Source organism: Acidovorax sp. M2(2025), assembly GCF_049330835.1.
GTDB lineage: Bacteria > Pseudomonadota > Gammaproteobacteria > Burkholderiales > Burkholderiaceae_C > Acidovorax.
On sequence record NZ_CP186262.1, the window covers coordinates 4,549,222 to 4,564,676 of the forward strand.

The following is a 15,455-nucleotide window of genomic DNA, read 5'->3' on the forward strand; positions in this document are numbered from 1 at the left end:
GCCTCAGTGCACCAGACCGGGCACCACGGGCAGACCCAGGCTGCGCATGAGCTTGGTCCACTCGGGCTGCGTGAGGTGGGGCTGCACCTGCGCGAGCACGGCCGCCAGCACCGGCGCGGGCGCGTGCTGCTGCATCCCGGACAGCATGGCCGTGCGTTCCGCCGGTGCCATGAAGGGCACCATCCAGCGGGCCACCAGCATCATCTCCTCAGGCGGGATCGAGGCCACCAGCGCGTCGTGCACGCCCGCCAGTTCCGCGTCGGTGTAGCACTGCCAGAGCACGCGGTTGTGGGCCGTCTCTTCTTCGTGCATGTGCTCGAAGTTGTGCGCCACGAACAGGGCCAGCTGGCGGTACAGCGCTTGCGTGGCGGCTGCTCGCGCGGGCTTGGCGCAAGCGATCAGATGGTTCACGCCGTCCGCCAGCGCCGCGATGGCTTCTTCATGTTCCACATGCTCGCCCGCGACGGCCTGGCTGGAGCCGGGCTGGCGGGCCTCCATGGCCGCATGGACGAAGTTGTTCTCGTGCCGCAGGTGCGACCGGCACAGGTCCAGCAGCTGCATCACGCGCTGGCAAGTCTCTGCAAACTCCAGGTCGTCCTCCACATCCATGCGGCCCAGGCCCAGCAGGGTGTCGGCCATGAAGGCGCGCAGCGCCTTGTGGATGGTGGCGTACATGTCCATGCGGGGGGCTGCAGGCTGGGCTTGGGTCAGTGCGGCGATTTCGCGGGCGTCGATTTTCATGAGGGTCTTTCTTTCATGTCTCAGCGCCTCTTCTTGAGGCACCGGGCCGGGAGCACCATGCACCCGTTTCCATGCAAGGAAGTCTAGAAATCCGACGCGCTTTTGCCTGTTAAAAACTCCTTAAACAGACCCTTTGCAAACCTTAAAAATCGCGTTCCGCGCGCCGAATGTGAAATCGTTCACGCGGCAGCGCGCAGCAGGTCCACCGCCTTCTCGGCAATCATCACCGTGGGCGCGTTGGTGTTGCCGCTCACGATGCGCGGCATGATGGAGGCGTCCACCACGCGCAGGCCGGCCAGGCCATGCACGCGCAGCTCCGGATCCACCACGTCCATGGGCCCGGGGCCCATGCGGCAGGTGCCCACGGGGTGGTAGATGGTGTCGGCGTACTGGCGGATGAACTGCTCGATCTGCGCATCCGTGCGCGCCGCCGCCGAGGCGGGCAGCTCCCTGGCGCCAAAGCGCGCCAGCGCGGGCTGGGCCAGGATCTCGCGCACGCGCTGGAAGCCGCGCACCAGGCGCCGCAGGTCGTCCGGGTCGGCCAGGAAGTTCGGGTCCACCAGGGGCAGGGCCATCGGGTCGCGGCTGGCCAGCGTCACGGCGCCGCGGCTCTTGGGCTGCAGCAGGCACACGTGGACCGAATAGCCGTGGCCCAGCACGGTCTTGCGGCCGTGGTCCACGAGCTTGCCCACCACGAAGTGCAGCTGCAGGTCGGGCGCGGGCTCGGCCGGATGGCTCTTGATGAAGCCGCCGGCCTCTGCAAAGTTGGTGGTCAGGATGCCCGTGCGGTGCCGGCGCCATTCGCGGATGCCGCGCAGGGCATTCACCATGCCGGTGGGCGACAGGCCGAACAGGTCGCGGTGGTTGGGCGCGTCCAGCACCTGCACCACGTCGGGGTGGTCGTGCAGGTGCGCGCCCACGCCCGGCAGGTCGTGCAGCACGGGGATGCCGTGGCGCTGCAGCGCCGCACCTGGGCCCACGCCCGACAGCATCAGCAGCTGCGGGGAGAGCAGCGCCCCTGCGCTCAGCAGCACCTCGCGCGTGGCCCGCACCTGCTGCAACGTGCCGCCCTGGCGGTATTCCACGCCCACCGCACGCTGGCCCTCGAACAGGATGCGCGTGGCGTGGGCGCCGGTGACGACCCGCAGGTTGGGCCGCGCCAGGTGCGGCGTGAGGTAGGCCTTGGCCGTGCTGTGGCGCTCGCCGTTCTTGTGGGTGACCTGGTACAGGCCCACGCCTTCCTGGGTAGCGCCGTTGAAGTCGGTGTTGTGCACCTCGCCGGCCTGCACGCCGGCTTCGGTAAACAGGTGGCTGAAGCGGTGCGGACTGCGCAGGTCGGCCACGTTGAACGGGCCGCCCTGGCCGTGCCAGGCGTCAGGACCGCGCTCGTTGTGCTCGGCCTTGAGGAAGTACGGCTTCACGTCTTCCCAGCCCCAGCCGGGGTTGCCCTCTGCAGCCCAATGGTCGTAGTCGGCATGCTGGCCGCGGACGTAGACCATGGCGTTGATGGAGCTGGAGCCCCCCAGCACCTTGCCCCGCGGCTGGTAGCCCTGGCGGCCGCCGAGCCCGGGCTGCGGCGTGGTGTTCTGCCCCCAGCCGTTGAGCTCGAACTTGGCCATCACGGCCAGCCCCGCAGGGCAGTGGATGAGCACGCTGCCGTCGGCCGGGCCGGCCTCCAGCAGACATACGCGCACGGAGGGGTCCTCGCTCAGGCGGCCGGCCAGCACGCAGCCCGCGGAGCCGCCGCCGATGATGATGTAGTCGAACATGCTGTGGTGTCTCCTGCCCCCTGTCCACGGGAGCTGACCCACCATAACCGAACGGCCGTGCGATTCGGCTTACCATCCACGCCATCCGTTTCACTTTGAAGAGGGCTCTCTATATGACGATTCAGACCGTAGGCATCATCGGCGCGGGCACCATGGGCAATGGCATTGCACAGGCTTGCGCGGTGTCTGGCATCAGCGTGGTGATGGTCGACATCTCGGATGCTGCAGTGCAAAAAGGCCTGGCCACCGTGGCCGGCAGCCTGGACCGCCTGATCAAGAAGGAAAAGATCACCGAGGCCGACAAGGCCGCCGCGCTGTCGCGCATCAGGACCTCCACCAGCTACGACGACCTGAAGGCCGCGCAGCTCGTGATCGAGGCGGCCACCGAGAACTACGAGCTCAAGCTCAAGATCCTGAAGCAGGTGGATGCGCTGGTGGCGCCCGAGGTGATCATTGCGTCGAACACCTCGTCCATCTCCATCACCAAGCTGGCCGCCGCCACCAGCCGCGCCGACCGCTTCATCGGCATGCACTTCTTCAACCCCGTGCCCATGATGGCGCTGGTGGAGATCATCCGCGGCCTGCAGACCAGCGACGCCACGCACGATGCCGTGAAGGCCCTGGCCGAAGCCTTGGGCAAGAGCCCCATCACCGTGAAGAACGCGCCGGGCTTTGTGGTCAACCGCATCCTGGTGCCCATGATCAACGAGGCCTTCTTCGTGCTGGCCGAGGGCCTGGCCACGCCCGAGGACATCGACGCAGGCATGAAGCTGGGCTGCAACCAGCCCATCGGCCCGCTGGCGCTGGCCGACATGATCGGACTGGACGTGTGCCTGGCCGTGATGGACGTGTACCTGAACGAGTTTGGCGACAGCAAGTACCGCCCCTGCCCGCTGCTCAAGGAAATGGTGGCGGCCGGCCGCCTGGGCCGCAAGACGGGGCAAGGCGTCTACAGCTACTGAGCGTCAGCCAACTAGAAGCCCCCCCGGCGCGGCGCGCGGGGGGGCATTGCGGCGGGCGCCGTGGCAGCGGCCGGCGTTGTCCCAGGCCCCGTCTTCTCAAGAGCGCATCAGGCCTTGGCCTTGAAGGCCGGAAGCTTGTCACCCAGGCGGGCCCCCATCTCTGCGCCAAGCGCCTGCAGGCCGCTCAGGGGGCGCACCATGACCTCGAACTCGGTGATCTGGCCCTGCTCATTGAAGCGCACCAGGTCGATGCCCTTGAGCTGCTTGTCGCCCACGCGGGCGCTGAACTCCAGCACGATGTTCAGGCCATCGTCGGAGGCCAGCTGGCGGTGGTACGTGAAGTCTTCAAAGACCTGTATGACGGTGGACAAGGCCAGTTGCAGCGCGGGCGCGGAGGCGTACGGCGTGTTGGCCATGGGCGAGCGGAACACTGCGTCGGGGTGCACGATGGACGGCAGATCCGACAGGTCGCGGCGGGCCACCATGTGGTGCCAGGCCGTGAGCGAGCGGGCGACGGCGGGATGCAGGTTCTTCGGGGCTTCTGTCATGGAATGTCTCCTGGCGTGTGGGGCGGGCATCAGATGCGGGCAGCGAGCGTGGTGCCCTGGAGGATGGCGCGCTTGGCATCCAGCTCGGCGGCCACGTCCGCACCGCCGATGAGGTGGACGCTCTGCCCTGCGGCCACCAGCGCGTCGTACAGCGCGCGCAGCGGTTCCTGGCCGGCGCAGACCACGATGTGGTCGACCTCCAGCACCTGGGAGGGCCCGCCGTCGATGCGGACGTGCAGGCCCGCGTCGTCTACACGCTCATAGGCCACTCCCGAGCTCATGCCCACGTTGCGTGCCTTGAGCGAAGTGCGGTGGATCCACCCCGTGGTCTTGCCCAGCTGGTCGCCCACCTTGCTGGTCTTGCGCTGCAGCAGGTGGACTTGGCGCGCGGGGGCTTCCACCCGCGCGGCGCGCAGGCCGCCAGCCTGGGCGTAGGCGGTGTCGATACCCCATTCCTCGTTGAACTTGGCGGGCGCGAGGGCACCGCTTTCGCCTGCGTGCGTGAGGTATTCGGCCACGTCAAACCCGATACCGCCCGCGCCAATCACGGCCACGCGCTGTCCCACAGGCTGCTTGTCGCGCAGCACGTCCAGGTAGCCCAGCACCTTGGGGTGGGCAATGCCCTCGATGTCCGGCGTGCGCGGCTGGATGCCCGTGGCCACCACCACCTCGTCGTAGCCGTGGCCGGCCAGATCGCCCGCCTCCACGCGGGTGTTCAGGCGCACGTCCACGCCGTGCAGCTCCAGCTGGCGGCGGTAGTAGCGCAAGGTCTCGTGAAACTCTTCCTTGCCCGGCACCTGCTTGGCGACGTTGAGCTGGCCGCCGATCTCGCTGCCCGCATCGAACAGCACCACGGCGTGCCCGCGCTGCGCGGCCGTGACGGCAAAGCTGAGGCCCGCGGGCCCGGCGCCGACCACCGCAATGCGCTTGCGGACCGGTGCCGGGGCGATGACCAGTTCCGTCTCGTGGCAGGCACGAGGGTTGACCAGGCAGCTGGTGATCTTGCCCCCGAAGGTGTGGTCCAGGCAGGCCTGGTTGCAGGCGATGCAGGTGTTGATCTCGTCGGCCCGGCCCTGTCGCGCCTTGCGCACGAAGTCGGCATCGGCCAGCAGCGGGCGCGCCATGGAGACCATGTCGGCGCAGCCCTCGGCCAGCAGGCGCTCGGCCACCTCGGGGGTGTTGATGCGGTTGGAGGTGATGAGCGGTATGCCCACCTGGCCCATGAGCTGTCGGGTCACCCAGGCGAATCCGGCCCGCGGCACCTTGGTGGCGATGGTGGGAATGCGTGCCTCATGCCAGCCGATGCCGGTGTTGAGGATCGTGGCGCCCGCCGCCTCGATGGCCTGGGCCAGCTGTATCACCTCGGCCAGGGTGGAGCCGCCCTCCACCAGATCCAGCATGGACAGGCGGTAGATGATGATGAAGTGCGGCCCCACGCGCTCGCGGGTTCGGCGCACGATCTCCACCGGGAAGCGGATGCGGTTGGCATAGCTGCCGCCCCACGCATCGTCGCGCTGGTTGCTGCGTGCGGCGATGAACTCGTTGATCAGGTAGCCCTCCGAGCCCATGATCTCCACGCCGTCATAGCCCGCATGCTGGGCCAGCGCGGCGCAGCGCACGAAGTCCTCGATGGTCTGCTCCACCTCGTCGGCCGTGAGCGCATGCGGCACGTGGGGGTTGATGGGTGCGCGCAGGGCGCTGGGCGCCACCAGGTCCCGGTGGTAGGCGTAGCGGCCAAAGTGCAGGATCTGCATGGCGATCTTCCCGCCCTCGGCATGCACGGCGCGCGTCACCTTGCGGTGCTGCCCGGCCTCGTGCTCGTTGACCAGCATGGCGCCGCCCGGCATGGGCCGGCCGCGCTCGTTGGGCGCGATGCCGCCCGTGACGATGAGCCCCACCTCGCCGCGAGCCCGCTCGGCATAGAAGGCCGCCATGCGCTCGAAACCGTGGGCCACCTCTTCGAGGCCCACATGCATGGAGCCCATGAGCACGCGGTTCTTCAGGGTGGTGAAGCCCAGGTCCAGCGGGGCGTGCAGGTGCGGATAGGGGCTTGCCGCTTCGGCGCCCCCGGCACGGGGCACCGCGGCCTGGGGGGGCGTGGGGGAAACAGGGGCGTTGAGCATGGGGTCCTTCTTATTTATGCAACCAGTTGCATGAATGTAGCGGTGCTCCACCGTTTGCGCAACTGGTTGCATTAACGAAGCCCTGCCGCGGTTGAGGCAAGATCGCGCGTCTGCAAACCCCGTTGTCTGGCGCCCGCCTCATGTCCTTGCCCCACGCCCTCCTTACCGCCTTGGTCGAGCACCCCTGCTCCGGATCGGAACTGGCCGAGCGCTTCGACCGTTCCATCGGCTACTTCTGGCACGCCACGCACCAGCAGATCTACCGCGAACTCGCGCGGCTGGAGGAAGCGGGCTGGATCGAGGCATTGCCCGCGGAGACGGGGCGCGGCCGCAAGCGGCAGTTCCGGCTGCTGCCCGCCGGCCGCAAGGAGCTGCGCCGCTGGATCGCGCAGCAGGACGATCCGGTGCCGCTGCGGGATGCGCTCATGGTGCGGCTGCGCGCCGAAGCGGCGATCGGCCCGGCAGGGCTTGAAAAGGAAATCGCGCGGCGCATGGCCATGCATGAGCACAAGCGCGCCCTCTACCAGCACATCGAGCAGCGCGACTTTGCAGGCCGCGACCCCAGCCGCGAGCGCCGGCTGCAGCACCTGGTGCTCAAGGCCGGCATCCTGCAGGAGGAACTCTCGCTGGCCATCTCGAAAGAAGCCCTGCAGATCTTGCGCGAGCCGCCGCAGGGGGCGTGACGGGGCCTTCCAGGCCATCCCCGGCCGCGCACCGCCGCAACCCGCCCGCAGCCCGGAGCGGATCGGCTGCGCGGCGGTACGCGCCTGTCCCACGGGAGACCGCCCGGGCCCCACGTTGCGATTTCAATCGCGGCAAAGGAGACCTCAGCGCCATGCCCACCCCCACGCCCACCACGCCACCGCCCGAAGGCTGCATCGACACGCAGGTGATCGGCCATGCGCTGCTCATCGGCATCAACCGCCCGGCCAAGCGCAATGGGTGGACGCCGCCCATGTTCCGCCAGCTGGCCGAGGCCTACACGCGCCTGGATGACGACCCGGACCTGCGCGTGGGCGTGCTGCACGCGTTCGGCGACCACTTCACCGCCGGGCTCGATCTGCCGGCCGTCAGCGCCTACATGCAGCGCGGCGAGAAGGCCATCCCCGAGGGCCTGGTGGAGCCGCACGACTACGGCCTGCCGGGCTACCGCAGGCGCGCCAAGCCCATGGTGGTCGCGGTGAAGGGCATCTGCTTCACCGTGGGCATCGAGCTGATGCTGGGCGCGGACATCGTGGTGGCGGCCGACAACTGCCGCTTCTCGCAGATGGAGGTGCAGCGCGGCATCATGGCCACGGGCGGCGCCACGCTGCGCATGGCCGAGCGCGCGGGCACGGGCAATGCGCTGCTGCATTTGCTGACGGCCGACGAGTTCGGGAGCGCCGAGGCGTACCGCCTGAACTTTGTGCAGAAGGTGGTGCCCGCGGGGCAGGAGCTGGAGGAGGCATTGCAGATCGCCGAGCGGATCGCCGCCCAGGCGCCGCGCGCCGTGGTGGCCACGCGGCTCAACGTGCTCAAGGCCATCGAACAGGGACAGGCCGCGGCGGTGGCGGACTTCATCCCCGTGCAGAAAGCGTTGGCCCACAGCGAGGACGCGGCCGAGGGCGTGCGCGCCTTTGTGGAGCGGCGGCCGGCGCGGTTCAGCGGGCGGTAGGCAGCAGGCGGCGCGCTCCCCCTCCGACAGCTGCAGGGTTCAAGGTAAAACAGCCTCTAGCGCTTATCCATCAAGCGCAAGCTGCTATCGATACAGTAGCAAACATTACTGCACGCCGCGCAGGCGCGCCTACCACCCGCCGGGCTTTCTTGCCCGGCCTTGCCTCCAGCCCACTCGCACACAAAGGTTTTACACAATTCAATTGCACGCAATCGAATTGCGCCGCACAATTCGCCCCATGCCCAGCCCCAGCACCCCCTTCCCTCCCAGCCCCGCCATCCTGCGGCTGGACAACCAGGTCTGCTTTGCGCTGTATTCCGCCTCGCTGGCGATGACCAAGCTGTACAAGCCCCTGCTGGACCGGATCGGCCTGACCTATCCGCAGTACCTCGTGATGCTGGTGCTGTGGGAGCAGGACGGCGTGACGGTGTCCGAGCTGGGCGAGCGCCTGTTCCTGGACTCCGGCACGCTCACGCCGCTGCTCAAGCGCCTGGAGGCGCAGGGCCACATTGCCCGGCTGCGCGATGTGCAGGACGAGCGCCGCGTGCGCATCACCCTCACGGCCCAAGGCCGCGCCCTGCGCGACCAGGCCGAGGCCATTCCGCGGTGCGTGCTGCAAAGCAGCCAGTGCTCCATTGCCGAGCTGACCACCCTGACCAACGAACTCAAGCAACTGCGGGACCGGCTCAGCGCACAACGCTGACCGCCCGCAGGCAACACAAGAACCGATCCGATTCCCTCCACCGCCCACCGTGGGCAACCACCGCAAGGAAGACACCATGACCCAACTCGAAAAAGTCCTGTACACCGCCAAGTCGCACGTGACCGGTGGCCGCGACGGCGCCGCCAAGACCGATGACGGCCGCCTGGAAGTCAAGCTGTCCTCGCCCGGCACCTCCGGCACCGGCACCAACCCCGAGCAGCTGTTTGCCTCCGGCTACGCCGCCTGCTTCATCGGCGCCATGAAGGCCGTGGGCGGCAAGATCGGCATCCCCGTGCCGCAGGACGTGTCCATCGACGCCGAAGTGGACCTGGGCCCCATCCCCAACGCCTACGGCATCGCCGCGCGCCTGAACGTCAGCCTGCCCGGCCTGGACAAGGCCACGGCCCAGAAGCTGGTGGACGCTGCCCACCAGGTCTGCCCCTACTCCAACGCCACGCGCGGCAACATCGACGTGACCATCACGGTGGTGTAAGCCATGGGCCGCCAGTTGCTTCCCCGCATCGCGGTGGCCCTGGTGGCCATCGAGCATGTCTACATCCTCGTGCTCGAAATGTTCTTCTGGAACCAGCCGCTGGGCATGAAGACGTTCAACCTCACCCAGGAGTTTGCCAACGCCACCACCACGCTCGCGGCCAACCAGGGGCTGTACAACGGCTTTCTGGCCGCGGGCCTGTTCTTCGGGCTGTTCACCGGCAACCGGGTGTTCAAGATCTTCTTCCTGGCCTGCGTGATCGTGGCCGGGGTGTTTGGCGCCGCCACCGCAGCGCCCAAGATCTTCTTCAGCCAGGCGCTGCCCGCGATCATTGCGCTGGGACTGGTGCTGGCACTGGACAAGAAGCCACAGCGCTAAATACCTGCTTGCATCAAAAACAATAGCTGCCAGCGCTTGTCCAGCAAGCGCCGGCAGCTATTTTTATGGACATTGCGTAGGCAGCGGCCCGGCTTTTGTGCAAGCTGTCATTCAGCGATCCGCGCGATGATGGGGACGGAGACAAAGCCCATGAAGATCGCCCTGCTGTCCGACATTCACGCCAACCGCCAGGCGCTCGACGCCTGCCTGCAGCACGCCCGCGCCCACGGCGCCGACCAGTTCGCACTGCTGGGCGACCTGGTCGGCTATGGCGGCGACCCCGTGGCCGTGGTCGAGCAGGCCATGGCGCTCGCCCAGGCCGGCGCGCTGTGCGTGCTGGGCAACCACGACGCCATCGCCCTGGCGCCGCCCGCCCAGCCGCGCACCCGCAGCGAGCTGGGCGCGCAGTGGACGCACGACCACCTGGGCCCCGAACACCGCGCCTTCCTGCAATCCCGGCCGCTCACCGCACGCATGGGGCAAAGCGCGCTGCTGGTGCACGCCAGCGTGGACGCGCCCGAACAGTGGCGCTATGTGGAAGACTCCAACGCCGCCGAGCGCAGCATGGCGGCCGCGCAAGCCATCGACCCCGCCATCCGCTACGTGTTCTGTGGCCACGTGCACGCGCAGGCGCTGTACTTCCTCACACCCACGGCCAAGCTGATGCGCTTTGCGCCCGAGCCCGGCGTGCCCGTGCCGGTGCCGCCGCACCGCCAGTGGCTGGGCATTGCGGGCTCGGTGGGCCAGCCGCGCGATGGCGACGCGCGCGCCATGTACGCACTGTTTGACGAGGCGGCACGCCAGCTCACGTTCTACCGCGTGCCCTACGACCATCTGGCCGCTGCCGCCGCCATCCGCGCCGCGGGCCTGCCGCCGTTCTACGCGGACCGGCTTGAAACCGGCGTCTAGGCTCCCCAAAAAATCCACTCCAAAAACACCGACCAGGGAGCGCCAATGAAGCTGCTCGAACCCGGCACCGAGATCGACGGCTTCCGCGTGCTGGACTGCATCCACGCGGGCGGCATGGCCCATATCTATGCGGTGGAATACGCGCAGCCCGGCCGCAGCCCGGGCTTTCCGATGGCGATGAAGATCCCGCGCATGACGGTGGGCGACGGCGCCGAGACCATCGTGAGCTTCGAGGTGGAGCTGCAGATCCTGCCCGTGCTCAGCGGCCCGCACGTGCCGCGCTTCGTGGCGGCGGGCGACCTGGTGCGGCTGCCCTACCTGGTGATGGAGTACATCCCCGGCCAGACGCTGCAGCACTGGCTGGACGAAGGCCCCGGCCGCTGCGACACCGAAGCAATAGCCCGCCTGGGCGCGGCCACGGCGCATGCGGCGCACAGCCTGCACCAGCAGAACGTGTGCCACCTGGACCTCAAGCCCGCCAACGTGCTCATCAAGGAAGACGGCACCGCGGTGCTGCTGGACTTTGGCCTCTCGTGCCACGCGCACTACCCCGACCTGCTGGCCGAGGAGATGCGCCAGGCCGTGGGCTCGCCCGCGTGGATCGCGCCCGAGCAGGTGGTGGGCGTGCGCGGCGACCCGCGCAGCGACATCTTCGCCATCGGCGTGATGCTGTACGAACTGGCCACGGGCGAACTGCCCTTTGGCGCGCCCACCACCAGCGGCGGCATGCGCCAGCGCCTGTGGATGGCGCCCGCGCCACCGCGCAAGCACCGCAAGGACCTGCCGCCCTGGCTGCAGGAAATCATCCTGCGCTGCCTGGAGCCCGAGGCGTCCAACCGCTACCCCTCCGCCGCGCACCTGGCCTTCGACCTGGCCAATCCCGACCAGGTGCTGCTCACCGAACGCAGCACGCGCCTGCGCGGCACGCCCTGGCGCACGCACCTGCACCACTGGCTGCGCGCGGCCGGCATGCACTACCAGCCCAGCCCCCTGCCCGCGCAGCAGATCGAGGACACGCCCATCCTCATGGTGGCCGTGCCCCATGCCGACGTGAGCGACGCCACGCTGTACTCGCTGCGCCAGGCGGTGGGCCGCTCGCTGGGCATCCGCCCCGGCGCGCGGCTGGCCTGCGTGACGGTGATCTCGCCCTCGGCCAGCAGCACCAGCGACAGCCAGCGCAGCGAAACCATGCTGCACCGCCAGCACATGGCCCGGCTGCGCCAGTGGGCCCAGGGACTGGACCTGGCAGGCCACCCGGTGAGCTACCACGTTCTCGAAGCCGGCGACGTGGCCCAGGCCCTGGTGCGCTACGCGGCGGCCAACCACGTGAGCATGATGATCCTGGGCGCGGCCACGCACGGGCTGCAGATGCAGCGCTTCATCGCCACCGTGCCCATGCGCGTGGCGCGCGATGCGCCGTGCACCGTCATCCTGGTCAAGCAGGCGCTGCCGTTCGAGCAGCTGGGGCAGGCATCCCCCGGCTGATCGCAGGCGCTCAGTCGCCCCCGGTCGTTCGGGCTGAGCCTGTCGAAGCCTCGCGCTGGGCTTCGACAGGCTCAGCCCGAACGGTCAAGGACTGCGGGAAAGGCAGACGGTAGCCAGCGCCTGGATGTCACCCACGCGCCGCCCCCACCTTGAGCGCGGGGACGCTTTCGTTTAGCGTGCGGGCATGAGCTCCACCACCCTCTTCGTACGCCAGGACAACCTGGCCGCCACCCGCCTGGTCACCGCAGACGAACCCGCTCTGAAGGACGGCGAGATCCGCGTGCAGGTCGATACCTTTGCCCTCACCGCCAACAACATCACCTATGCCGCGCTGGGCGACATGCTCAACTACTGGCACTTTTATCCCACCGGCGAGCCCGGCTGGGGCATCGTGCCGGTGTGGGGGTTCGGCACCGTCACGGCGTCGTTGCACCCGGACGTGGAGCTGGGGGAGCGCCTGTACGGCTACTGGCCCATGGGCACGCAGGCGGTGCTGTCGCCCCAGCGGGCCAACGCCGCGGGCTTCAGCGATGGCGCGCCCCACCGCGCGGGCCTGCATGCCGTCTACAACCACTACCTGCGCACCACCACCGACCCGCTGTACCGCGCCGACAACGAAGACGTGCAGGCGCTGCTGCGGCCGCTGTTCATCACCTCGTGGCTGATCGACGACTTTCTGGAGGACCAGCAGTTCTTTGGCGCCAAGCGCATGCTGCTGTCCAGCGCGTCGAGCAAGACGGCCTACGGCACCGCCTTCCAGCTCGCGCAGCGGGAGGGCATCGAGGTCGTGGGCCTCACGTCGCCGGGCAATGTGGCGTTCTGCGAGAGCCTGGGCTGCTACGACCGCGTGGTCACTTATGACGCACTCGGCCACCTCGACAGCGCCACGCCCAGCGTGTACATCGACTTTGCCGGCAGCGTGGGGCTGCGCCAGCGCGTGCACGGGCACTTCAAGGGCCTGAACTACAGCTGCTCGGTGGGCGCCAGCCACGTGGGGGACCTGGGCGGTGCAGGCCAGCTGCCGGGCCCGCGCCCGGTGATGTTCTTTGCGCCCGCCCAGGTCAAAAAGCGCCACGGCGACTGGGGCCCGCAAGGCTTGAACGACCGGCTGGTGGCGGCCTGGACCCGGTTCAGCACCGCCGTGTCCGCCGGCCCCCAGCCCTGGATGGTGGTGCAGCACCATGCGGGGCCCGAGGCCACGCAGGCACTGTTTGCCGCCGTGCTGGCGGGCGGCGGCGACCCGCGCGCCGGGCACATCGCCACGATGCTGCCCAGCTGACGCCCTGCGGGCGGGCTGCCCCGGGGCGGGCGGCGACAATGGGGCATGACCGCATTGCCCCCCGAGACCGCCGCCCCCGACCTCCACCCCTACGCCCGCCTCACCCCCGACCACGTGCTGGACGCGCTGGCCAGCGTGGGCCTGTATGGCGACGGGCGCCTGATGGCCCTGTCCTCGTACGAGAACCGGGTGTACCAGGCGACGCTGGAAGACGGCGAGCGCGTGGTGGCCAAGTTCTACCGCCCCGGCCGCTGGAGCGAGGCGCAGATCCTGGAAGAGCACGCCTTTGCCGCCGAGCTGATGGCCGCCGAGGTGCCCGCCGTGGGGCCGCTGGTCCTGAACGGCAGCACGCTGCACTGGCACGACGGTTTTGCGTTCTCCGTCAGCCCCTGGCGTGGCGGCCGCCAGCCGGAACTGGACGACTTCGAGGTGCTGGAATGGATCGGCCGCTTTCTGGCCCGCATCCACACCGTCGGTGCGGCGCAGCCCTTTGTGCACCGGCCGCCGCTGGACCTGGAGAGCTTCGGCACGGCCTCCCGCGACTGGCTGCTCGCGAAAGAGATCATCCCGCTGGACATGCAGGGCGCCTGGAAGGAACAATGCGATAAAGCTCTTGATTTGATAGCTGCCAGCGCTTATCCAGCAAGCGCCGGAGCCTCGTTTGGCTTGAAAGATGCCGCCCCCATCCGCCTGCATGGCGACTGCCACCCCGGCAACATCCTGTGGACGCCGCTGGACGAATGGGGCCGCGGCGGCCCGCACTTCGTGGACCTGGACGACGCCCGCACGGGCCCCGCCGTGCAGGACCTGTGGATGCTGCTGTCGGGCGACCGGCGCCAGCGCACGCACCAACTCAGCGCGCTGCTCGATGGCTACGAGCAGTTCCGCAGCTTCGACCGGCGCGAGCTGGCGCTGATCGAGCCGCTGCGCACGCTGCGCCTCATCCACTACAGCGCCTGGCTGGCGCGCCGCTGGCAGGACCCGATCTTCCCCGCCAACTTTCCGTGGTTCGGTACCAGCGACTATTGGCGCGGGCAGGTGGACATGCTGGTCGAGCAGATCGAGGCGATGCAGGAGGCACCGCTAAACGCCTGAACCCGGCTGCCCAAGCACCGCGCAGGCTTTTCAGCGGGCAGAACGTCGTGCGACCTTGCGGGCGCCGAGCAGCGCGAGCGCTCCGAAAAGACTGAGCAAAGCCCATTCCGACAAGGTCGGCACAACCGTTGGAACCGCACCGATGGCGGCATCAGACGTTGCACTGCACGGCGTGGGGGTATCTGCTGCACAGACGCCAGAACCCGGACTGATGGTCGCGGTATTGCTCAGGCTTCCAGTTGTGGCCACAGTGCCACTCAAGGTGAACGTCAAAGAACTTTGCCCGGGAAGATCAAAGGTAAACGGCGGGCCTGCGGTCACCGTCGGGCAGACGGCTCCTGCACTGGCGGAACAACTCCACACAGGGTTCTTGAGACCGCTGGGTATTGGATCGGCCAGTTGCACGCCCGTTGCCTGTTGCAGCCCGAGGCTCGTCACTTGAACGGTGTAGGTTGCCGTCGCTCCAGGCGTGAAGGATGGCTGTGAGATGGTCTTCTGCACGCGGATGGGAGAGACGCTGCAGATCGTGAAGGCGGCCGGCGGTTGGCTGTCGAGTACCAAGCCGGTGTTCCAGCCAATGTCGTCCACCGGGAAAACAATGGTGTTGAGGCCACTCTGCCAAGGTCCGGAAAGGACAAGTGGTGACGCAATGCTGGCTGTGGGTGTGCCGTTCACAAAGGCACCGTGGGCTATATCGTCAGCCACAAAGTTCATGGTGAACTGTACGGCTGAGGGCGGTACCTCAGGCGCCAGAATGAACTGCGTTCGGTAGTAGCTTGTGACGGGGGTGGGATAGGGCCATGGGTAAGGCGAGTTTCTTGGATAGGTGTACCCGCCCGGCTGCGGTGACACCCAATTTGCCTGACTAGGGTGTGCGTACGGCGGCGGCGCCGTGGGCACGTAAGCAGGATTCCAAACGGCACTGGCGGGAGGCGGAATATTTGCAGCGTTGTTCTGCATGACCGACGTCACCCACCACTGCAAATCGGGCGAACCCGCCGGGATCATGGAACCGTCAGCGTTCACACCGGTGTTGAAGGACGACGGATTGGATGTGCAGGAAACCGTGGGAACTTCCGGCACCTCCTGGGCAACGCTGTAGCTGCAGATCAGCGCGATCACGCTGGCTGCGAATGGGCGAAAAAGCGTGGGCATGAGGAATGACTGCTGAGTAAAGAGATGTCAATCATCGCCGCATATCGTTACTACAATTCGCACGCGAAATGTCAACCATTGTCAAAAACCCAAGCGTTCTGGCGTCCATTCAGGGCTGTCCCCGCTGGGGGTTCAACCGCTGGCAGGACCAGACTCAAGGA

The 15,455-nt window shown here is 68.1% G+C and carries 15 protein-coding genes; 10 read left to right on the plus strand and 5 right to left on the minus strand.

Going from position 1 to position 15,455, the window contains the following annotated elements:
• Positions 1 to 3: 3 nt before the first annotated feature.
• Positions 4 to 741 carry a hypothetical protein gene (locus tag ACOYR3_RS20885; RefSeq protein ID WP_422844217.1) on the minus strand — a complete coding sequence of 246 codons (738 nt, stop codon included), beginning with the start codon at positions 739 to 741 and terminating at the stop codon, positions 4 to 6.
• A gap of 179 nt (positions 742 to 920) precedes the next feature.
• Complete coding sequence (locus ACOYR3_RS20890) at positions 921 to 2,510, minus strand: GMC family oxidoreductase (RefSeq protein ID WP_422844218.1); 1,590 nt, start codon at positions 2,508 to 2,510, stop codon at positions 921 to 923.
• Between the two features lie 113 nt (positions 2,511 to 2,623).
• On the opposite strand from ACOYR3_RS20890, the gene ACOYR3_RS20895 reads away from it, so the two are divergent.
• Positions 2,624 to 3,472: a 3-hydroxybutyryl-CoA dehydrogenase gene (locus ACOYR3_RS20895; protein ID WP_422844219.1), complete on the plus strand. Its 849-nt coding sequence runs from the start codon at positions 2,624 to 2,626 to the stop codon at positions 3,470 to 3,472.
• Positions 3,473 to 3,579: 107 nt separating this feature from the next.
• Here ACOYR3_RS20895 and ACOYR3_RS20900 read toward each other — a convergent pair whose 3' ends face one another.
• Together ACOYR3_RS20900 and ACOYR3_RS20905 are read right to left on the minus strand one after the other, a co-directional pair.
• On the minus strand, positions 3,580 to 4,020 hold the full coding sequence (locus tag ACOYR3_RS20900) for a nuclear transport factor 2 family protein (RefSeq protein ID WP_422844220.1): 441 nt from the start codon (positions 4,018 to 4,020) through the stop codon (positions 3,580 to 3,582).
• Positions 4,021 to 4,049: 29 nt separating this feature from the next.
• Positions 4,050 to 6,143, minus strand: a complete 2,094-nt coding sequence (locus tag ACOYR3_RS20905) for an FAD-dependent oxidoreductase (protein WP_422844221.1) — start codon at positions 6,141 to 6,143, stop codon at positions 4,050 to 4,052.
• A 140-nt stretch (positions 6,144 to 6,283) separates the two neighbouring features.
• On the opposite strand from ACOYR3_RS20905, the gene ACOYR3_RS20910 reads away from it, so the two are divergent.
• From ACOYR3_RS20910 to ACOYR3_RS20950, 9 genes are all read left to right on the plus strand, one after another.
• Positions 6,284 to 6,826, plus strand: a complete 543-nt coding sequence (locus ACOYR3_RS20910; RefSeq protein ID WP_422844222.1) for a PadR family transcriptional regulator — start codon at positions 6,284 to 6,286, stop codon at positions 6,824 to 6,826.
• Positions 6,827 to 6,978: 152 nt separating this feature from the next.
• The gene (locus tag ACOYR3_RS20915) at positions 6,979 to 7,797 is read left to right on the plus strand and encodes a crotonase/enoyl-CoA hydratase family protein (protein WP_422844223.1); all 819 of its coding nucleotides are present in this window, start codon (positions 6,979 to 6,981) and stop codon (positions 7,795 to 7,797) included.
• A gap of 238 nt (positions 7,798 to 8,035) precedes the next feature.
• On the plus strand, positions 8,036 to 8,500 hold the full coding sequence (locus tag ACOYR3_RS20920; protein WP_422844224.1) for a MarR family winged helix-turn-helix transcriptional regulator: 465 nt from the start codon (positions 8,036 to 8,038) through the stop codon (positions 8,498 to 8,500).
• Between the two features lie 76 nt (positions 8,501 to 8,576).
• The gene (locus tag ACOYR3_RS20925) at positions 8,577 to 8,993 is read left to right on the plus strand and encodes an organic hydroperoxide resistance protein (protein ID WP_422844225.1); all 417 of its coding nucleotides are present in this window, start codon (positions 8,577 to 8,579) and stop codon (positions 8,991 to 8,993) included.
• A gap of 3 nt (positions 8,994 to 8,996) precedes the next feature.
• Complete coding sequence (locus tag ACOYR3_RS20930) at positions 8,997 to 9,371, plus strand: DUF1304 domain-containing protein (RefSeq protein ID WP_422844226.1); 375 nt, start codon at positions 8,997 to 8,999, stop codon at positions 9,369 to 9,371.
• A 150-nt stretch (positions 9,372 to 9,521) separates the two neighbouring features.
• The gene (locus ACOYR3_RS20935; protein ID WP_422844227.1) at positions 9,522 to 10,280 is read left to right on the plus strand and encodes a metallophosphoesterase family protein; all 759 of its coding nucleotides are present in this window, start codon (positions 9,522 to 9,524) and stop codon (positions 10,278 to 10,280) included.
• Positions 10,281 to 10,325: 45 nt separating this feature from the next.
• A complete protein-coding gene (locus ACOYR3_RS20940; protein WP_422844228.1) occupies positions 10,326 to 11,765 on the plus strand; it encodes a protein kinase domain-containing protein in 1,440 nt (479 codons plus the stop codon).
• Between the two features lie 184 nt (positions 11,766 to 11,949).
• Positions 11,950 to 13,044 carry a DUF2855 family protein gene (locus ACOYR3_RS20945; protein WP_422844229.1) on the plus strand — a complete coding sequence of 365 codons (1,095 nt, stop codon included), beginning with the start codon at positions 11,950 to 11,952 and terminating at the stop codon, positions 13,042 to 13,044.
• A gap of 45 nt (positions 13,045 to 13,089) precedes the next feature.
• On the plus strand, positions 13,090 to 14,139 hold the full coding sequence (locus ACOYR3_RS20950; protein WP_422844230.1) for a serine/threonine protein kinase: 1,050 nt from the start codon (positions 13,090 to 13,092) through the stop codon (positions 14,137 to 14,139).
• Between the two features lie 30 nt (positions 14,140 to 14,169).
• Here ACOYR3_RS20950 and ACOYR3_RS20955 read toward each other — a convergent pair whose 3' ends face one another.
• A complete protein-coding gene (locus ACOYR3_RS20955; RefSeq protein WP_422844231.1) occupies positions 14,170 to 15,294 on the minus strand; it encodes an IPTL-CTERM sorting domain-containing protein in 1,125 nt (374 codons plus the stop codon).
• Between the last annotated feature and the right edge of the window lie 161 nt (positions 15,295 to 15,455).